General features: G+C 73.2%; 20 protein-coding genes. 10 read left to right on the top strand and 10 right to left on the bottom strand.

The annotated features are described in order from the left end of the window. Window positions 1-78: 78 nt before the first annotated feature. Window positions 79-1329 carry a lycopene cyclase family protein gene (locus ABT006_RS19665; protein WP_350708248.1) on the bottom strand — a complete coding sequence of 417 codons (1251 nt, stop codon included), beginning with the start codon at window positions 1327-1329 and terminating at the stop codon, window positions 79-81. A 156-nt stretch (window positions 1330-1485) separates the two neighbouring features. On the opposite strand from ABT006_RS19665, the gene ABT006_RS19660 reads away from it, so the two are divergent. Both ABT006_RS19660 and ABT006_RS19655 read left to right on the top strand, forming a co-directional pair. Next, window positions 1486-2595: a hypothetical protein gene (locus tag ABT006_RS19660; protein ID WP_350708246.1), complete on the top strand. Its 1110-nt coding sequence runs from the start codon at window positions 1486-1488 to the stop codon at window positions 2593-2595. Between the two features lie 269 nt (window positions 2596-2864). Beyond that, window positions 2865-3689 carry an inositol monophosphatase family protein gene (locus tag ABT006_RS19655; RefSeq protein ID WP_350708245.1) on the top strand — a complete coding sequence of 275 codons (825 nt, stop codon included), beginning with the start codon at window positions 2865-2867 and terminating at the stop codon, window positions 3687-3689. A gap of 36 nt (window positions 3690-3725) precedes the next feature. Here ABT006_RS19655 and ABT006_RS19650 read toward each other — a convergent pair whose 3' ends face one another. Continuing rightward, entirely contained in the window at window positions 3726-4262 is a 537-nt protein-coding gene (locus ABT006_RS19650) for a GNAT family N-acetyltransferase (RefSeq protein WP_350708243.1), read from the bottom strand. Between the two features lie 259 nt (window positions 4263-4521). Here ABT006_RS19650 and ABT006_RS19645 point away from each other — a divergent pair, with 259 nt between their 5' ends. The 8 genes from ABT006_RS19645 to ABT006_RS19610 all read left to right on the top strand — a co-directional run bounded on the left by ABT006_RS19645 (window position 4522) and on the right by ABT006_RS19610 (window position 10498). Further along, window positions 4522-4779 carry a hypothetical protein gene (locus tag ABT006_RS19645; protein WP_350708241.1) on the top strand — a complete coding sequence of 86 codons (258 nt, stop codon included), beginning with the start codon at window positions 4522-4524 and terminating at the stop codon, window positions 4777-4779. A gap of 472 nt (window positions 4780-5251) precedes the next feature. Beyond that, window positions 5252-5740, top strand: a complete 489-nt coding sequence (locus ABT006_RS19640) for a hypothetical protein (RefSeq protein WP_350708239.1) — start codon at window positions 5252-5254, stop codon at window positions 5738-5740. A gap of 91 nt (window positions 5741-5831) precedes the next feature. Then, entirely contained in the window at window positions 5832-6452 is a 621-nt protein-coding gene (locus ABT006_RS19635) for a class F sortase (protein WP_350708237.1), read from the top strand. Window positions 6453-6515: 63 nt separating this feature from the next. Further along, on the top strand, window positions 6516-7619 hold the full coding sequence (locus ABT006_RS19630) for a magnesium and cobalt transport protein CorA (RefSeq protein ID WP_350708235.1): 1104 nt from the start codon (window positions 6516-6518) through the stop codon (window positions 7617-7619). 98 nt (window positions 7620-7717) lie between these two features. Continuing rightward, on the top strand, window positions 7718-8488 hold the full coding sequence (locus tag ABT006_RS19625; protein ID WP_350708364.1) for an SGNH/GDSL hydrolase family protein: 771 nt from the start codon (window positions 7718-7720) through the stop codon (window positions 8486-8488). Window positions 8489-8524: 36 nt separating this feature from the next. Beyond that, a complete protein-coding gene (locus tag ABT006_RS19620; protein WP_350708233.1) occupies window positions 8525-9454 on the top strand; it encodes an STM4015 family protein in 930 nt (309 codons plus the stop codon). Window positions 9455-9588: 134 nt separating this feature from the next. After that, window positions 9589-9960, top strand: coding sequence for a hypothetical protein (locus ABT006_RS19615; RefSeq protein ID WP_350708231.1), 372 nt, complete (start codon window positions 9589-9591; stop codon window positions 9958-9960). 121 nt (window positions 9961-10081) lie between these two features. Further along, a complete protein-coding gene (locus ABT006_RS19610; RefSeq protein WP_350708229.1) occupies window positions 10082-10498 on the top strand; it encodes a YchJ family protein in 417 nt (138 codons plus the stop codon). 38 nt (window positions 10499-10536) lie between these two features. On the opposite strand, the gene ABT006_RS19605 is transcribed toward ABT006_RS19610, so the two are convergent. The 8 genes from ABT006_RS19605 to ABT006_RS19570 form a co-directional block, all read right to left on the bottom strand. Further along, window positions 10537-11094: a gluconokinase gene (locus tag ABT006_RS19605; RefSeq protein WP_350708227.1), complete on the bottom strand. Its 558-nt coding sequence runs from the start codon at window positions 11092-11094 to the stop codon at window positions 10537-10539. Further along, on the bottom strand, window positions 11084-12313 hold the full coding sequence (gene manD / locus ABT006_RS19600) for a D-mannonate dehydratase ManD (RefSeq protein ID WP_350708225.1): 1230 nt from the start codon (window positions 12311-12313) through the stop codon (window positions 11084-11086). Before manD ends, ABT006_RS19605 begins: the two co-directional genes overlap by 11 nt. Before the next feature lie 33 nt (window positions 12314-12346). After that, window positions 12347-13300, bottom strand: coding sequence for a sugar kinase (locus tag ABT006_RS19595; RefSeq protein WP_350708223.1), 954 nt, complete (start codon window positions 13298-13300; stop codon window positions 12347-12349). After that, window positions 13297-13935, bottom strand: a complete 639-nt coding sequence (locus ABT006_RS19590) for a bifunctional 4-hydroxy-2-oxoglutarate aldolase/2-dehydro-3-deoxy-phosphogluconate aldolase (RefSeq protein WP_350708221.1) — start codon at window positions 13933-13935, stop codon at window positions 13297-13299. Before ABT006_RS19590 ends, ABT006_RS19595 begins: the two co-directional genes overlap by 4 nt. Window positions 13936-13939: 4 nt before the next feature. Continuing rightward, entirely contained in the window at window positions 13940-15088 is a 1149-nt protein-coding gene (gene dgoD / locus ABT006_RS19585) for a galactonate dehydratase (protein ID WP_350708219.1), read from the bottom strand. Window positions 15089-15095: 7 nt separating this feature from the next. Continuing rightward, window positions 15096-15911 carry a carbohydrate ABC transporter permease gene (locus ABT006_RS19580; protein ID WP_350708217.1) on the bottom strand — a complete coding sequence of 272 codons (816 nt, stop codon included), beginning with the start codon at window positions 15909-15911 and terminating at the stop codon, window positions 15096-15098. Then, window positions 15908-16858 carry a carbohydrate ABC transporter permease gene (locus ABT006_RS19575; RefSeq protein ID WP_350708215.1) on the bottom strand — a complete coding sequence of 317 codons (951 nt, stop codon included), beginning with the start codon at window positions 16856-16858 and terminating at the stop codon, window positions 15908-15910. The genes ABT006_RS19580 and ABT006_RS19575 overlap by 4 nt, the downstream gene beginning before the upstream one ends. A gap of 80 nt (window positions 16859-16938) precedes the next feature. Then, window positions 16939-18225, bottom strand: coding sequence for an ABC transporter substrate-binding protein (locus ABT006_RS19570; protein WP_350708213.1), 1287 nt, complete (start codon window positions 18223-18225; stop codon window positions 16939-16941). Window positions 18226-18227: the final 2 nt, after the last annotated feature.

Genomic DNA, 18227 nt, shown 5'->3' with positions numbered 1-18227 from the left:
CCGGCGCCGCGGCCGTCGATCCTCGGACGGGAGGGCCGGCCCGCCGCCACGCCTACGATGACAACCGCACGCCCGCCGTCAGCCGTCGGCGTCGGTCCGGCCGCCGCGCACCGGCGGCGGGACCGTCCACGTCGCCGACCGGCGAGCCGGGTCGAGGCGGTCCCGGAGCCGGGCGACGACGTCGCCGGCAGCGGCGGCGACCATCGGCAGCAGCCGGGTGGAGCTCATCACCGCCAGTTCCTCCGCCGGGGTGGTGGCGCCGTCGAGGAACCGCAGCACGCGCTCGGCCGGGTTGCGGTCGAAGAGCCGGTCGAAGAAGTCCGGCCCGCCGACGCCGCCGGCGTCCAGCGCCCGGAGCGCGACCGCGTCCATCCAGCGGTGGCGACGGGGGTACGCGGGCCCGGGTACCGGCGGCCGGCCGGCCACGAGGGCAGCGGCGACCTGCTCGGCCTGGCGGCGCATGGCGGAGAAGGTGAAGCCGGTGGAGGGCCGGGTGGCGCCGCCCGCCGTGCCGAGGCGGACCACCCGGGGCGAGGGCCGGGCGTCGAACGGGCCGTCGGTCATGGGAATCACGCCGTTCTCCACCTCCCGCACCCGCAGCCGCGCCGGGTCGAGGCCGAGCAGGTCGCGGTAGCCGGCCAGCGCGGCGTCGTACCCGGCGTCGCTGAGCAGGTCGGGTGAGAACTCCGTGTACTCGACCAGGGCGTACCGGTCGCTGACCGGCAGGACGTAACCGAACGACACGCCCCGGGCGGGCTGCGGGGTGCGGAAGTCCATCAGGACGGCCCGGGCCGGGTCGAAGACCGGCGCGTCGGACTCCAGCCACCAGCCCCGGAAGTGCTGGAGCCAGTTGGTGCGGCCGGGCCGGCGGGGCGGCCGGGGCCGGGAGTCCAGCACCCACGACGCGCGGAGCGCCGGCCGGCCCCCGCCGACGTGCACCGTGACGTGCCCGCCGTCGTCGTACAGGGCGTCGACGGGCGCGACGATCCGCCGTACGCCGAGCCGCCGCTCGGCCTCGGCAGCCCGGTCGTAGACCGGGCCCGAGCGCACCATGGCGTACCGCAGCGGGGCGAGGTCCAGGACGCGGCGGCCGGCGGGCGTCGCGACCTCGACCTGTTGCCAGCTCGCGGCCAACAGCGGGTCCAGGTCGTTGCCGGGGTGGTCCCAGAACGCCCAGGTGCGGTCCTGGCCGCGCCGGTGGACCGGGTCGACGACGGCGACCCGCAGGTCACGCACACCGTGCCGGTCCAGGGCGGCGAGCACCAGCGACGCGGCACCGCCGCCGCCGACCAGGGCCAGGTCGACGTCCAGCGGTGCGGAGGTGGTCACGCCGACCACGCTGCCACACCTTTCCCGACGACCGGCCACCGGCCGGCCGGGCCGGCGGTCGCGGGCACCCGCCGGGCGCCGGACGGCGGTAGGGTGCCGGCGGTCGCCCCGCCGGGCGACGGGCACCGTCGCCACCACCCGGAGGGTCCGGACCGCATGAGCACCACGGCCGCCAACGCGCTCACCGCCCGCTGGGCGTCCACGCTGGACGGGGAGCAGACCGTCCTGTCCGGCGCGGGCGTGTACCCGCTGCTGGCGCTGCTCGCCCCCTACGCCGCCGGGCCGGCCCGCGACGAGCTGCTCGCGGTCGCCCCCGATCCGGCCCGGTTCGACCTGGACCGCTCCCCCACCACCCGGCTCGCGCTCGCCACCTGGGCGCGGCGGGATCTCCGGCTGACCGACCGGTGGCTGCGGGAGGTGCCGGCGGCCATGCGCGGGGAGTTGACCGGCGACGAGGCGCAGGACCAGCGGGCCCTCGACGAGTGGGCCGCCACCCACACCGACGGTCTGGTCCCCCGGATGCCGGTGCCGGTCACCCCGGACACCGCGATGGTCCTGGCCAGCGCGCTGTCGCTGCTGACCGAGTGGGCCGAGCCGTTCCGGGACGCCCGATGCGAGCCGGCCGACGGGCCGTGGCGGGGCCGCCGACTCGCCGGGCTGGGCCGGCTGAGCCACGACCTCGACGCGCTCCGGGTCGCCGACACCGCCGCCGGCCCGCTGAGCCTGCTGACCGTGCGCGGCACCGAGGACGTCGACGTGGTGCTCGCCCTGGGCGCGCCCGGGCGCACGGCGGCGGAGGTGCTGCCCGCCGCGATCGGCGGCCTCGGCGCGCCGGCCGCGCTGCCCGCCGCCGCCGGCCCCGGGGTCACCGAACAGGTCGTGGACGCGTACGACGACCGGCCGGAGCTGTACGTCTCCACGGTCGGCTTCACGGTCACCGCCGACCACGACCTGCTGAAGCGGCCGGCGACGTTCGGCCTGGCGACCGCGACCGGGGACGGCGACCACTTCCCCGGCATCGCCCGGCTCCTGTCCGTCTCGCAGGCGCGGCAGAGCGCGACGGCCACCTTCAGCGCGACGGGCTTCCGCGCCGCCGTGGTCACCGCCCTCTCCACGCGGGCGGGTTCCGCCCCGCCGCGACTCACCGCGCGCAGGCGGCGGGTGCGCCTCGACGTCGACCGCCCCTTCGGGTTCCTCGCCGTGCACCGGTTCACCGGGTTGGTGCTGCTCGCCGGCTGGGTGACCGATCCCACCGTGCGGGCCTGACGCCGGGCGGGCCTGGGACACCGACGCCAGGATCGGGACCACGGGGGCCGCTGCATGGCCGCTGTCGAGCTGCCCGCACAGATGGGGCACACCGTGCCGCGCAGCCCGACCGGAGCGTGCTGCGACGGGGTGTGGTCCTACAGGCGGGGCAGCTCGACAGCGCCCGTGGCACGCCACCAACCCATCGGGCAGAGCTGTCGAAGCGGTCGCCGCCCGACCGCCTCACCCGTCGCCGTCGACGCCGGCGGGCGCTGGTCTACGGTGCAGCCATGGCGCACGCCGACCCCGATCTGGCCATCGCCGCGGCGGAGGCCGGCGCGGCCGTCGTACGGGCCCGCTACGGCGGCACGCTGGACCGGTTCGACAAGGGCCCCGGCGACTTCGCCACCGTGGCCGACCTGGAGTCGGAGCAGGCCATCCTCGACGTCCTGTGCGGTGCGCGGCCGGACGACGCCGTGCTGGGGGAAGAGAGCGGGCACAGCGGCTCCCGCTCGGCGGCCCGGACCTGGCTGGTCGATCCGCTCTGCGGCACGCTGAACTACGCGGCACGGACCCCGCTCGCCGCAGTGAACGTGGCGTTGCGGGTCGACGCGGAGATCACCGCCGCGGCGACCGCCGACCCGCTCGCCGGGGAGTTGTTCTGGGTCGGGGACGGCCGCGCCCACGTGCGCCGCGACGGCGTCGACGAGGCCCTGGTGCCGTCGGCCCGGTCGCGGCTGGTGGACGTCGACCTCGACCCGCCGTTCCCGAACGCGCCCGTGTTCGACGCGCTGCGGCTGCTCGCCGATCCGGAGTTCGCCGCGCGGTTCCGCCCCCGGGTGCTCTCCACGACGCTGGCCCTGGCGTGGGTGGCCGCCGGGCGGCGGGCCGCGTACGTCACCGACCGGGACGTCCGGGACAGCGTGCACTTCGCCAGCGGCATCGCCCTGTGCCAGGCCGCGGGGTGCGTGGTGACCGGCCTGAGGGGGCAGCCCCTGCACACCGGCGTCGGCGGGCTGCTCGTCGCGGCGGACGCGGAGACGCACGCCGCCCTGCTGGCCCTGGTCGACCGGCAGTTCCGCGCGGCACAGGAGCGGACGGCTGTCCTGCCCTGACCGGCACGCCGGCCGACCGGGCAGCGCGTCAGGTGCTCAGCGGTCCCCCGCCCGGGTGCGGTAGACGACCAGCCGGCGCAGCGGGCCGGACTCGACGTCCGGGTCGTCGAAGTCGTCGGCCGGGTCGGTGGTCATGCCGAGGCGGCGCATGACCGCCTGGGAGCGTACGTTCGTCGCGGTGGTGATCGCCAGGATCTCCGGCAGCCCGACGGTGTCGAAGCCGTACCGCACGACGGCCCGGGCCGCCTCGGTGGCGTAGCCGTGGCCCCAGGCGGAGCGGGCGAGCCGCCACCCGGCCTCCACCCCGCTGACCGGGAGCCCGTCGTCGACGCGGTCCAGGCCGGCGAAGCCGATGAACCGGCCACCGTCGCGGACCTCGACGGCCCAGAAGCCGTAGCCGAGCGTGTCGATGTCGGCCTGGAACGACCGCGCCGAGGCGGCGGCCTGCTCGGCGCTGAGCAGCGGGCCGAGGTGCTCGCGCACCTCGGGGTCGGCGTTCATCGCCGCCCACGGGGCGAGGTCGGAATCCCGCCAGCTCCGCAGCAGCAGCCGTTCGGTCCTGATCTCCGTCACCGGGCGACCCTATCGGCCCCGCCGACATCCGGCACGCGGGATTCGCCCCGACACTGGCGCGCAGCCATTGACAACAATTAGTTACATATGTCACCTTAAATGCGTACTGCCGCGGGGCGGTACGCACGGGGAGGTCTATTACATGTTGAAGAGAGTCGTCGCCTCAGCCGCGGTTGTCGCCTCATCGTTGGTCGCCGGCGCACTGGTGGCTCCAATGGCCGCGCAGGCCAGCACTCGTTACGGGTGCACCTATCCGCGCGTGTGCTTCTACCTCACCCCCAGCGACTGGACGGCGCAGCGGCCGACTGCGGCGTACCAGGACGTTACCAGCACCTGGCAGACTCTCGGCTCGTCAAGCCGTGGCTCCGCCTACGCCTTCAACTCCCGCAACGACGACGTCGCCTACTTCCACTTCACCAACGGCAGGCAGATCTGCCTCCGCCCGGACAGCCCGCTCTACCTGTCCCAGTACGGCACCGTTGACAAGATCCGGATTTCCAGTTCGTCAACCTGTTAGCCTCGACGTTTTTCTGAGGGCCGCCCGGCCGGTAGGCCGGGAACGCGAAAGTGCCTTCCGGGCTGGCACGACGAGACATCCCAAGGTCTCGTCCGCCTGTTCCGGAGGGCACTTTTCCGTGCAGGTGGAACACCTCGCCACCGGTTCGGTGCGCACACGGCGACGGCGGCGACGCGGACGAGGCCGCCCGCCCCGCGGCATCGTCCCCGCAACGGGCCGGGACCGACCCAGGCCCAGACAGCCCGGCACTGACGGCATCGACCCCGGCCAACCCTCGCGGGCGGGCCGTGCCGGCATTTCCGCTGCTCCCTCCGCCTCCGGGGTGGACACGTGACGGCAACGAGGATTTCTCATTTTCACCGGATCGGGGGTCCAACCCTCCTAGGGTTGGTCACACCGGTGCTAGTCACGGAGTTGGCCACCCGAACGACGTCCCACGCAGTCAGCGGACGAAAAGTGAGGGAAGACGCGTATGAAGGTCACAACAGTTCTCGTATCGGCGGCGGTCGGCGTGGGCCTCAGCACGCTCCTGCTCCCGGGCGCCGCGCTGGCCGACACCGTCGTGTCACCTGCCACCACTCCGGTCGGCGGGACGGTCGTGCTCACCGCGACGACGTGCAACCCCAAGTCCGGCGACGCGATCTTCCACGTCACCGGTCCCGACCGCGACCAGAACGTCCGGTCCACCACGGCGGCGGCCGGCGGCGGTCTGAGCGCGGAACTCTTCACCGCCGGGTTCACCCTGGGCACCTACACGGTGACCGCAACCTGCGGCGACGGCAGCGCGGCCGGCAGCGCGACGTTCACCGTCACCCCGATCGGCGGCGCCCAGGCCGGCGGCCGCGACGACACCGACGGGGCCGGCGCGCTCGCCGCCGGTGGCGTCCTGCTCGGCTCCGCCGCCGGAGGCGCCCTGATCCTGGCCCGCCGCCGACGCCACATGGCCGGCGCCACGCTCTGACCGACGGCCGAGCCGTCCATCCCTGCGACGGGTGCCCGCACCGGTGAACGCCGGAGCGGGCACCCGGGCGAACGCGTACGGAGGTGGGAACGTGTCCTGGCGCAGGCCCGGATGGGCGGTAGCGGTCGTCGCCCTGCTCGGCACCACCGGGCTCGGCCTGGTCACCGCCGGGGTGGCGACGACCCCGCCGCGCCCGCCCCGGCCCGGGGCCGCCGACGCGCCGCCCGGGGCCCGTCCCGCGCCGCCGGTGCCGCCACTGGGCCGGGCCGAACCGGTGGACGTGCGGATCCCGGCCATCGACGTGCGGGCCCCGATCGTCCCGGTGGGCGCCGACGCCGACGGGCGCCTGGAGGTGCCACCGCTGGACCGGCCCACCCTCGCCGGCTGGTACCGGCACGGAGTCAGCCCCGGCGAGACCGGCAACGCGGTGATCGTCGGGCACGTGGACTCCGCCGCCGGGCCGGCCGTCTTCTTCGACCTCGGCCGGCTCCGGGCCGGCGACACGGTGCGGATCACCCGCGCCGACGCCAGCGTCGCGACCTTCGCCGTCGACGGTGTCGCGTCGTACCCGAAGGACCGCTTCCCCACCGACCTGGTCTACGGCCCCAGCGGGGCGGCCGGCCTGCGCCTGATCACCTGCGGCGGCCGGTTCGACCGGCGCGTCGGCGGTTACGTCGACAACGTCGTCGTCTTCGCCACCCGGGTGCCGTGACCCAGGATTCGCCGGGCCCGAGTACGGTGTCCGCGCGGATGCCGGCGACGCGGAGGTGGACGGGTGGCGCAGCGGGTGAGGGAGCGGCTGCGGTTGTCGGCCGTGTTCGACCGGCTGCTCGGCCGGCCGGTCCCCGGGCAGCGCGAGCGGGAGCCGCGACGGTCCAACCCGGACGCCGTGGTGGACTGCGCCGTCTACGTCGACGGACGGCGCGAGCCGGGCCGCCCGCACTACGCCGACGCGTACGCCCGCAGTCGCCGCAGCCGCGGCGCCTTCGTCTGGTTGGGTCTGCATGAGCCGGACCCGGCGGTGATGGCGGCGGTCGGCCGCACGTTCGGGCTGGACGACCTGACGGTCGAGCAGGCGCTCGCCGACGGCCACCGCCCCACGGTGCGGCGCGACGGCGGCGTGACCCTGCTGGTGCTGCGCACCGCCGGGTACGTGGAGCACGCCGAGCTGACCGACACCTCGGAGGTGATCGACACCGGGGACGTGATGGTGCTGCTCGGCGACCGTTTCGTCATCACCGTGCGGCACGGCGCCGCTGGCGCGCTCGCCCCGGTCCGCGCCGACATCGAGCGCCGCCCGGCAGTGCTCGCGGAGGGCCCGTGGGCGGTGGCGTACGCGGTCTGCGGCCGGATGGTCGACCTCTACATGGAGGTCGCCGGGCACGTGGAGCGGGACCTGGAACGGGTCGAGGAGACGGTCTTCGCGCGCGACAGGTCCGCCGACATCCAGCACATCTACCAGCTCAAGCGGGAGATCGTGGAGTTCAAGCGGGCGGTGCAGCCGTTGCAGGCGCCGCTGCGGTCGCTGCTCGACGAGCGCCCCGACAACCCGCCGCGCGGCCTGCGCCGCCGGTTCGTCGACGTGGACGCCCGGCTGACCCGGGCGGTGGACCGGGTCGCCGCCTACGACGACCTGCTCAACTCGATCCTGCAGTCCCGGTTGGCGCAGCTCGCGGTGGACCAGAACAACGACATGCGCAAGATCGCCGCCTGGGCCGCCATCGCCGCCACCCAGACCGGGATCGCCGGGATCTACGGCATGAACTTCGCCAACATGCCGGGGCTGGGCTGGCGCTACGGCTTCGCCGCCACGCTCGGCCTGATGGCGCTGGTCGCGATCGTCCTGCACCGCCTCTTCCGCCGCTCCGGCTGGCTCTGACCGGAGGTCGCCACCCGCCCGGTCAGGCCGAGCCGGAGGTTTCCCGGCAGCGGCCCCGCGAGTTGGCCTGACCGTCGGCCGCTACCCTCGCCCACGTGATGTGGCAGCGGTACGTGGCGGTGGGCGACAGCACCACCGAGGGGCTCGACGACCCCGACGGCGCCGGCGGCTACCGGGGCTGGGCCGACCGGTTCGCCCTCGCGGTGGCCCACGCGCAGGGCGGCCTGGAGTACGCCAACCTGGCAATCCGGGGACGCACCACTGCCCGCATCCGCGCCGAGCAGCTGCAACCCGCCCTCGACCTCGCGCCGGACCTCGCCACCGTGGTGGCCGGTATGAACGACGTGCTGCGCCCCTCCTTCGACGCCGACCGGGTCGCCGAGGACGTCGGGGCCATGCAGCGGGCGCTGGTCGGGCAGGGCGCCACGGTGCTGACCTTCACCCTGCCCGACCCGGTGCCGGTGATGCCGCTGGCGCGCCCGCTGCGCGGCCGGATGCTCGCGCTGAACGCCGCGCTGCGCGCCGTGACCGCCGAGACCGGGGCCACCCTGCTGGACCTCGGCGCCCACCCGGTCGCCTCGGACCCTCGGCTGTGGAGCGACGACCGGCTACACGCCAACAGCGCCGGCCACGAGCGGATCGCCGCCGCGCTCGCGCACACCGTCGGGCTGCCGGAAACCGACGACGGTTGGACGCGCCCGCTGGAGACCGCACCGCGCCGTCGGCGCCACGAGGTGCTCCGCGCCGAGCTGGCCTGGACCCGCCGGCACCTGCTGCCCTGGCTGGTCCGGCACGCGCGCGGGCGGTCCTCCGGCGACGACCGGGTCGCCAAGCGACCCGTGCCGCTGCCGGTCGAGCTGCCCCGATAGCGATGACCGAGAACACAGCAACTGAGGAGTCGCACCATGCCGGGTGACCTAGACACGTTTCACGGCCTACCGGTCGTCGACTTCACCACTGACGGTGACCTGCAGGAAGCAGCGTCGGTGGCCTGGCGCGTGAGTGGTGGCGGGTGCGACAGCGACCCGAGCTTCGCGGAGACGTGGCAGCGGTTCCTCCAGGCGGTCGACCTCGCCGGGGTACGAGCCCTGGTATTCGGCGGCTGGGCGGACGCATATGAGTTCGACCCCGCGCCCATTCTCGACCTGGCCGTCGCCGCAGCGGACCGACTGACCGGCCTGCGAGCCTTCCACTTCGGGGACATCCCCTACGAGGATTGCGACATCTCCTGGATCCGGCAGACCGATGTGACCCCCCTGCTGAGCGCCTACCCTCTGCTGGAGCGGTTCGAAGCGCGCGGCGGGCCAGGCATGGCCGTCTCACCGCTGCGCCACGCTTCGCTGCAGTACCTGGAGTTCGAGAGCGCTGGCCTTCCGGCCCAGGTGGCGCGCGGACTCTGCGCCTCCGAGTTGCCCGCGCTGAAGGAACTGGAGCTGTGGCTCGGAGTCCGGGATCGCGGGGGCGACACCACCGTTGCCGACCTGGCAGCGCTGCTCTCCGGCGAACGCTTCCCTGCGCTGCGTCACCTGGGACTGCTCAACAGCATGCTGCAGGACGAGATTGCTGCGGCGGTCGCCGAGGCTCCCGTCGTCGCACAGTTGCGGTCCCTGGCCCTGTCCATGGGCGCCCTGTCGGACACCGGCGCCGCGGCGCTTCTCAACGGCCGGCCGCTCACTCACCTGAGGTGGCTCGACCTCCAGCACCACTACCTCAGCGCGGCCATGATGCGTCGGCTGCGGGATGCCCTGGAGCCTTCCGGGGTCGAAATCGACCTCAGCGACGGTAGGGAGGACCCGGGCGACAGCAAGTGGCGCTACGTCGCGCTCTCCAGATGACATGTCGGCGGCTATCCGGCCCGCGCCACGCGCCCGCGTGTACCGGCCGGCCGGACGCCCAGCACCTGCCGGCGTTTGACCGCCGGGGCCGGGGGGAAGACGGTGCGCCCAGGGCCGATTCCCGAGGAGCGACGATGGCGGACGCAGGACGGGCCAGGAAGGCCACCGGGGCGCGCAAGGCCCCGATGAAGCGGACGGCGGCGGCGAAGAAGGTGGCGACGGCCACGAAACGGGCCACCGGAACGACCGCGGCCAAGACCCCGGGTGGGAAGCCGACGTCGACGACGCCCCGGGTGGCCCGGAAGAAGGCCACCTCCGCCACGGCGGCCCCCGCCCGCGCCCGGAAGGCGCCGGCCACGAGCGCGCCGGCGAAGAAGGCGCCCGCGAAGAAGACGGCGAAGGCCGCCGCGACCCGTGCCGCCGCGACCACGAAGGCACCGGCCCGCAAGGCGACGACCATGGAGTCCTTCGGCAACCGGCGGACAGCCCGGACGAGCGGCCGCTGACCCGGCCCGCGCGACGGGTGCTCCGGCGGCGGACCGCACCGTCGGCGGGCGGCGCCGGGTCGGACGCCCGCGTGCCGGGTCCGGACGCCGGTCGCGGCGGACCGTCGGCCAGAATGGGCCCGTGGCGACCAGACCCCGCCGGAGCGCGGCCGACGACCCCGACCGGACCTGCCCGTGCGGGTCCGCCCAGCCGTACGCGCAGTGCTGCGGGCGACTGCACCGGGGCGAGGCCGACGCGGCGACCGCCGAGGCACTGATGCGCTCGCGGTACAGCGCCTTCGCCGTCGGCGACACGGCGTACCTGCTGCGCAGTTGGCACTCGTCGACCCGGCCACGCCGGCTCGACCTGGATCCGGGCCAGCGCTGGACGGGGTTGGAGATCGTCGACGCCGACCGGGGCGGGCTGTTCGACACTGCGGGCGTCGTCGAGTTCCGCGCCCACTACCGCGCGGGAGGTCGGCCTGGGACGCAGACCGAGCGCAGCCGGTTCGTCCGCGAGGACGGCCGCTGGGTCTACGTCGACGAGTTGCCCGGCTGACACCGGCCCGGCAGCCGCGCCGGGCCGGTGCGCCGCGGCTACCCGCCGGTGGCGACGCCGGTGCGCAGGCCGAGACCGTCGACGGCCGCCGAGACGAGTTCGTCCGGCGCCAGCGAGACGTCGAGCACCAGCACCGACTCGTCCGGGTGGGGCTGCTCCAGGGTCGCCAGTTGCGACTCCAGCAGGCTCGCCGGCATGTAGTGCCCGGCGCGCTGGGCCATCCGGTCGCGGATCACCTCGGCAGACCCGTCGAGGTGGACGAACTCGACGCTCGGCGGCCCCTGGCGCAGCACGTCGCGGTAGGAGCGCTTCAGCGCCGAGCAGGCCAGCACCGTCGACACGCCCTCGGCGGAGCGGGCGGCCATCCACGCGGCCAGGTCGCGCAGCCAGGGCAGGCGCGCGGCGTCGTCCAGCGGCACGCCGGCCCGCATCTGCGCCACGTTGGCCGGCGGGTGGAACTCGTCCGCCTCGGCGAAGGTCAGGCCGGTACGGGCGCTGATGCCGCGGGCCACGGTCGTCTTGCCGGCCCCGGACACCCCCATCACGACCACGTGCCGGGTCGCGGCGGGAGTGCCCGGGCGGCTCTCACCAGTCATGGACGGTCCCGTCCTTGAGCCGGTTGAACGGCAGGTAGGCCGGCACGTACGGGAACTTCGCGGCGGCTTCCTCGTCGAGTTCCACGCCGAGCCCCGGCTGCTCCCCCGGGTGCAGGTAGCCGTCGGTGAAGGTGAACGACTGCCGGAAGACCTCGTTGGTGAGCGGCCCGTGCTGCATGTACTCCTGGATGCCGAAGTTGTGGATGGCGAGGTCCAGGTGCAGCGCGGCGGCCATGCCGACCGGCGAGATGTCGGTCGGGCCGTGGATGCCGGACTTGATCTGGTACTGGGCGGCGAAGTCGAGCAGCTTGCGCATGGCCGTGATGCCGCCGGTGTGGGTGACGGCGGACCGGACGTAGTCGATCAGCTGCTCGCGGATGAGGGTCTGGTAGTCCCACACCGTGTTGAAGATCTCGCCGATGGCCAGCGGGGTGGTGGTGTGGTGGCGGACCAGCCGCAGCGCCTCCTGGTTCTCCGCCGGGGTGCAGTCCTCCAGCCAGAACAGGTCGTACGGCTCCAGGGCCTTGCCCAGCTTCGCGGCCTGGATCGGGGTCATCCGGTGGTGGCCGTCGTGCAGCAGCGGCAGCTCCGGGCCGAACTCGTTGCGGACCGCCTCGAAGACGCCGGGCAGGTGGCGCAGGTAGGCGCGGGTGTCCCAGTCCTCCTCTGCCGGCAGCGGGGTGCGCTGCGCCGGCTCGTAGTCGTACCGCTTGCCGTCGGCGCTGGGCTGGGCGGCGACGCCGTACACGGCGTTGATGCCCGGCACGGAGGTCTGCACGCGGATCGACCGGAAGCCGAGCTCCAGGTGCCGGCGGATCGAGTCGAACAGCTCCGGGATGTCGCGGCCGGAGGCGTGGCCGTAGGCCATGATGCCGGTGCGGGAGGCCCCGCCCAGCAGCTGGTACAGCGGCATGCCGGCGGCCTTGGCCTTGATGTCCCACAGCGCCACGTCGACCGCCGCGATGGCCGCCATGGTGACCGGCCCGCGCCGCCAGTACGCCGAGCGGTACAGGAACTGCCAGGTGTCCTCGATGCGGTGCGGGTCGCGGCCGATCAGCAGCGGGACGACGTGGTCGCGCAGGTACGAGGCGACCGACAGTTCGCGGCCGTTGAGGGTGCCGTCGCCCAGGCCGGTGATCCCGTCGTCGGTGGTGATCTTCAGGGTGACGAAGTTGCGGTCGGGGCTGGAGACGATGACGTCAGCGGCGACGATCTTCACGGGATGCCTTTCTTCTACAGGTGCGCGGGGCGGCTAACGGAGAACGCTGCCCGTCTCGTGGCCGTCGAGAAGGGACAGTTCGGCGCGGCGGGGCAGCCCTTCGCAGTCGCCTCGGCTGGAGACCGCGAAGGCGCCGAGGGTGGCCGCGCGGCGCAGGCGGCCGGCCAGGTCGAGCCCGTCGAACCAGCCGGACAGGTAGCCCGCGGTGAAGGCGTCCCCGGCGCCGACGGGGTCGACGGCGGTCACGGTCAGCGCCCCGACGTGCTGGACGCCGTCCGGGGTGTGCGCCCGGGCCCCGTCGGCGCCCAGCTTGACCAGGACGGTGTCCACGCCCCGCCCGAACAGGTCCGCCACGACCGTGGACTCGTCGGCCCCCGGGTCGCCGACGAGGTCGAGTTCGTCGGCGGAGGCGATGACGATCGAGGCGTACGCCGCCAGCAGGGTGAGCACCTCGCGGGCGGCGTCCCGGGACCAGAGGCGGGCGCGGTAGTTGACGTCGAGGCAGACGGGGACGCCCGCCTCGGCCGCGGCCTCGGCGGCCCAGCGGGTGGCCGCGCGGGCGGTGTCGGACAGCGCCGGGGTGATCCCGGTCAGGTGCAGCATTCCGGCGCCGGCGGCCAGCGGCGCCCGCAGGTCGTCGACACGCAGCGCCGACCCGGCCGATCCGGCCCGGTGGTACTGCACCCGGGTCAGGTCGGCGGTGCGCTGCTCCAGGAACATCAGGCCGGTCGGCCGGTCCGGGTCGCGGGTCACGCCGTCGACACCGACGCCCTCGGCGCGCAACTGCCGCAGCGTGTACTCGCCGAACTCGTCGGTGCTCACCCGGCCGGCCCAGGCGGCCCGGTGGCCCAGCCGGGCCACCCCCACCGCCACGTTGGACTCGGCGCCGGCCAGGTGCATGGTCAGCGGTCCGCCGGCGGCGAGCGGGCCGGCGGAGCGCAGCGACACCATGGTCTCGCCGAAGGTGAGCAGGTCGGGTGCGGTCATGACGCGGCCGGCGCCCGCACGGCGGCGAGGTAGGTGCGGGCCCGGGTCCGCAGCGCGTCCAGGTCACCGCCGGAGGCGGCGTCGCCGACCAGCGGCCCGCCGACGCCGACCGCGATCGCGCCGGCCTTCAGGTAGCCGGGCACGTCGGCCAGGCCCACGCCGCCGACCGCGACGAACGGGATGTCCGGGAAGGGGTCGCGCACCGCCCTGAGGTACGCCGGGCCCCCGACCGACACCGGGAACAGCTTGATCGCCGACGCCCCCATCCGCATGGCGGTGTACGCCTCGGTCGGGGTGAACGCGCCGGCGGCGACCGGAATGCCCCGGCGGGCCGCCTCGGGGATCGACTCGACCACGGCCGGCGTCACCACGAACTGGGCGCCCGCGGCGGCCACGTCGGCCACGTCGGCGGCGGTGAGCACGGTGCCGGCCCCGACCAGGGAGCCGGCGGGGGCGACCCCGCGCAGCGCCTCGACGGCCCGCAGCGCGTCCGGCGTGGTGAGGGCCACCTCGACGAGGCGTACGCCCTCCTCCAGCAGGGCGGTGCCGGCGGCGATCGCGCCGGCGGTGTCGGTGCCCCGGATGACCGCGAGGATGCGGGCGTCGGTGAGTTCGGCGGTGAGGTCGAGGGTCATGTGATCACCATTCCGCGTAGGAGCCGTCACGGTGCCGCCACGTGGGGCTGCGCCACGCGTGGCCGCGCTTGTCCGCCGTTCGCACGGCGTGTTCGTCGATCTCGATGCCGAGTCCGGGTGCCGTGAGCCGCTCGACGTACCCGTCGACGAACGTCAGCGGGGTCTTGTCGAGGCAGTAGTCGAGCACCTCGGCACCGAGGTTGTAGTGGATGCCGATGCTCTGTTCCTGGATCAGGTAGTTCGGCGTGGCGAAGCCGACCTGCAGGCAGGCCGCGAGGGCGATCGGCCCGAGCGGGCAGTGCGGGGCGAGCTGCACGTCGTACACCTCGGCCAGCGCGGCGATCTTGCGGACCTCGGTGATGCCGCCGGCGTGCGACAGGTCCGGCTGGGCGACCGCGATGCCGGCCTGCAGCACCGGCAGGAACTCCTGCCGGCTGTAGAGCCGCTCCCCCGTCGACACCGGCGTGGTGGTGGAGCGGACGAACTCGCCGATGAGGTGCGAGTTCTCCGGGACCACCGGTTCCTCCAGGAAGAACGGCCGGTACGGCTCGAGCAGCGGGGCGACCCGGCGGGCGGTGGCGAGGGTGAACCGGCCGTGGAAGTCGACCGCCACGTCCCGCTCGTCGCCGAGCACCTCGCGGGCGGCTGCCACCCGCTGGACCACGCCGTCGAGTTCGGCGACCGAGGCGACCGGGCTCATCTTTCCGGAGGCGTTCATCTTCACCGCGGTCAGGCCGGTCTCGACGGCGGCGGCGATCTGGTCGCGGACCTCGGCGGGCTCGTCGCCGCCGACCCAGCCGTAGACCCGGATCCGGTCCCGGACCGGGCCGCCGAGCAGCTGGTGCACCGGGGCGCCGAAGTGCTTGCCGGCGATGTCCCACAGCGCCTGGTCGAGCCCGGACACGGCGCTGGCCAGGATCGGCCCGCCCCGGTAGAACGAGCCCTTGGTCATGACCTGCCAGTGGTCCTCGATGCGCAGCGCGTCCTGGCCGATGAGCAGTTCGCTGAGCTGCTCGACGGCGGTGCGGACGGTCTCGGAGCGGCCCTCGCAGGTCGCCTCGCCCCAGCCGACGACGCCGGAGGAGGTCTGCACCCGGACGAACAGCCAGCGCGGGGCGACGAGGAAGGTCTCGACCTTTTCGATTGTCGTCATGGCGTCCTCAGCCCTTCGTGGCGCCGGCGGTGAGGCCGGAGACGATGTACTTCTGCACGAACAGGGCGATCACCATGATCGGCACGGTGACCACGGTGGCCGCCGCCATCAGTCCGCCCCAGTCGATGCTGGCGTAGCCGACGAAGTCGAAGATCGCCACGGGAAGCGTCTTGGTGTCGGCGCCGGAGAGCACGAGGGCGAACATGAAGTTGTTCCAGGAGAAGATGAAGGACAGGATCCCCGCAGTGGCGATGCCGGGCACCGACAGCGGCAGGGTGATCCGCCGGAACGCGCCGATGTGGGTCAGCCCGTCGACGAGCGCCGCCTCCTCGAGTTCGGCGGGCAGGCCGTCGAAGTAGCCCATCATGATGTAGACGATCAACGGCAGCGACACGAACATGTGGCTGAGGATCAGCACGGTGAACCCGCCGACCATCTGCAGGTTCGAGAAGACGTAGTACCAGGGCACCAGCAGCGAGACGCCGGGGATGACCCGGGCCATGAGCACGACGAGCGCGGACTTCTTCATGTTGAAGCGGCTCATCGAGTACGCGGCGGGCACGCCGAGCAGGAGCGACAGCACGGTCGCCGCGAACGCCACCCAGAGGCTGTTGCCGATGAACTGGACGTAGTTCGCCTGCTCCAGCACGGTGCCGTAGTTGTCCAGCGTGGGCGAGAAGGAGAACGCCTTGTCGGTGTCGTAGATGTCGACGTTGGTCTTCAGCGAGGCGAGGATCATCCAGAGCAACGGCGCCATCAGCGAGAACACCACGACGACCAGGGCCACCGCCCGGAAGACCTTGAACGGCCTGCTCGGCTTCATCGGTCCAGCCCCTTCTTGCGGTAGGTCAGGGCCCACATCACCCCGATGATGATCAGGAAGAAGATGATGAGGACCGTCGACGAGACGCCGTAGTCGTTGTAGTCGAAGCTGAGACCGTAGGCGTAGACGTTGAGGGTCTCCACCTCGTGGAACGACCCGCCGCCGCGCCCCTTGGTGGCGTAGAGGATGTCGAAGGTCTTCAGGGCGTCGATGCCGCGCAGCAGGACCGCGACGATCACGGTGGGCATCAGCAGCGGCAGGGTGACGTGCCGGAAGCGCTGCCAGGTGCTGGCGCCGTCGATCAGCGCCGCCTCCTGCGGCTCGTCGGACAGCGACGTCAGGCCGGCGAGCAGGATCAGCACGACCATCGGCGTCCACTGCCAGATGTCGATGAACATCGTCGTGGGCAGGGCCGAGCTCTGCCCGGACAGCCAGGGCTGGGGGCCGATCCCGACCCAGCCGAGCACCTGGTTCGCCATGCCGATGTTGGGGTCGAAGATCAGCCGCCACATCATGCCGACCGCGACCGGGGTGGCGACCAGCGGCAGCAGGATCGCGACGCGGACCCACTTCTCACCGCGGAACGGCCGCCACAGCAGCAGGGCGATCGCCATGCCGAGCACGACCTCGAAGAGGAGCACGACGCCGGTGAAGAGGGCGGTGCGCCACACGGCCGGCCAGAAGCGGTCGGTGTCGGTGAGCACGTCGAGGTAGTTCTGGAAGCCGATGAACTCGCTCTCGGCGCGTACCGAGCCCTCGGCGTCGGTCAGGCTGAGGTACCCGGTCCAGGCCACCGGGAAGACGATCAGCAGGGCGACGAACGCCATGGCGGGTGCCGCGAAGAGCCACTTGCGGTGCTCGTTGGCCCAGCGCGACCAGGCTGAGGTCTCCGGGGACGCCGGACGCGCCTCGGTCGATCTTTTGACTGGTGTGGTGACGGCTGACATGAGGTCTCCGGGTGGGGGTCAGGGCCAGCGTCCCGACGCGGGGTGGCGGAGCCGGTCGGCTCCGCCACCTGCGCTTCGGGCTACTTCGCCTCGTCGTCGAGGAACTTCTGGAACGCCTCGTTGGCCGCGTCCGCCGAGGCGGCCGCGTCCTTGCCGGTGATCGCGTCGACGATCGGCTGGCCGACGATCTCCCGCGCCTGGGCGACCTTCACGACCAGCGGGCGGTCGTGGCCCACGCCGTTGGCGGTGCTGACCGTGGTGGCCTCGGCGAGGTCCTTCGGGTAGCTGGCCGAGCCCTCCGGGTTCTCCCAGACGGACGTGCGGGCGCTGGGGACGCCGGCCTTCTGCTGCGCCAGCGCCTGCTCCTTGCCGGCCGCCCACTGGATGAACTTCCAGGCGTTGTCCTGGTTCTTGGACGTCTCGTTGACGCCGAGCGCCCACGAGGGGATGTTGTACGGCTTCGAGCCGGCCGGGCCGGCCGGGAAGGCGGCGAACCCGACGGTCTCGGAGACCTTCGACTTGGCCGGGTCGGTGGCGTTCTTGTAGAGCGAGTTGGCCTCGGTGTAGAAGGCCGCCTTGCCCTGGGTGAAGATCGCCATCGCCTCGGACCAGCTCATGTCGGTGCTGATGTTCTCCGGGCCGTGCTCGCGCAGCAGCCCGCCGTAGTAGGCGTACGCCTGCTTGGCCTGGTCGGTGTTGACCGACGCCTTGCCGTTGGCGTCGACGAAGTCGCCGCCGAAGCTGTAGAGGAAGCTGGAGAACTGCGTGACGGCGGCCGCCTTGCCGGTGCGGGACACGAAGCCCGCCACGCCCGGGTTGTCCGCCTCGACCTTGGCCGCCTGCGCCTTGAGCTCGTCGAGGGTCTTCGGCGGGGCGGTGAAGCCGGACTTCTCCAGCAGGTCCTTGCGGTAGTAGAGGACCTCCTGCTCGGTGATGATCGGCACCCCGACCAGCTTGTCCTCGTAGCTGGTGGCCTGCACCGGCCCGGTCTGGAAGTCGCCGAACTCGAACGCGCTGTCCGACTTTGCCTTGTCCGTCAGGTCGGCCAGGTACTTGTTCTTGGCGAACAGCTTCCCCTCCTGGAGGGGCCGGTACATCATCACGTCGATGTCGCTGGATCCGGCGTTCAGCTTGACGTTGTACTGGTCGGAGAGCTGGTCCTCGCCGAGCTGGGTCACCTCGACCTTGAGGCCCGTCTGCTTCTCGAACTCCGGCAGCGCCTTCTTGATGTTGTCCGTCCAGACGTGGTTCACCAGCGTCACGCGCACGGTGTCCGAGCCGCCGGCGTCGTCCCCGCCACCGCAGGCGGACAGGCCGAGGGCGACGACCATCGCCAGGGAAGTCCCGATAACTGATCGACGTCTCACGT

The organism is Micromonospora sp. NPDC002717 (assembly GCF_040295705.1).
Taxonomy (GTDB): domain Bacteria; phylum Actinomycetota; class Actinomycetes; order Mycobacteriales; family Micromonosporaceae; genus Micromonospora.
Note: the sequence above shows the minus strand (reverse complement) of the source record. Positions and strands in the feature narration are given on the sequence as shown.

Coding starts and splice junctions, on each gene's coding strand:
- ABT006_RS19575 (WP_350708215.1), bottom strand. CDS start 16,858: ATGTCAGCCGTCACCACACCAGTCAAAAGATCGACCGAGGCGCGTCCG.
- ABT006_RS19590 (WP_350708221.1), bottom strand. CDS start 13,935: ATGACCCTCGACCTCACCGCCGAACTCACCGACGCCCGCATCCTCGCG.
- ABT006_RS19620 (WP_350708233.1), top strand. CDS start 8,525: ATGCCGGGTGACCTAGACACGTTTCACGGCCTACCGGTCGTCGACTTC.
- ABT006_RS19605 (WP_350708227.1), bottom strand. CDS start 11,094: ATGACTGGTGAGAGCCGCCCGGGCACTCCCGCCGCGACCCGGCACGTG.
- ABT006_RS19655 (WP_350708245.1), top strand. CDS start 2,865: ATGGCGCACGCCGACCCCGATCTGGCCATCGCCGCGGCGGAGGCCGGC.
- ABT006_RS19580 (WP_350708217.1), bottom strand. CDS start 15,911: ATGAAGCCGAGCAGGCCGTTCAAGGTCTTCCGGGCGGTGGCCCTGGTC.
- dgoD (WP_350708219.1), bottom strand. CDS start 15,088: ATGACGACAATCGAAAAGGTCGAGACCTTCCTCGTCGCCCCGCGCTGG.
- ABT006_RS19625 (WP_350708364.1), top strand. CDS start 7,718: ATGTGGCAGCGGTACGTGGCGGTGGGCGACAGCACCACCGAGGGGCTC.
- ABT006_RS19660 (WP_350708246.1), top strand. CDS start 1,486: ATGAGCACCACGGCCGCCAACGCGCTCACCGCCCGCTGGGCGTCCACG.
- ABT006_RS19615 (WP_350708231.1), top strand. CDS start 9,589: ATGGCGGACGCAGGACGGGCCAGGAAGGCCACCGGGGCGCGCAAGGCC.
- ABT006_RS19640 (WP_350708239.1), top strand. CDS start 5,252: ATGAAGGTCACAACAGTTCTCGTATCGGCGGCGGTCGGCGTGGGCCTC.
- ABT006_RS19595 (WP_350708223.1), bottom strand. CDS start 13,300: ATGACCGCACCCGACCTGCTCACCTTCGGCGAGACCATGGTGTCGCTG.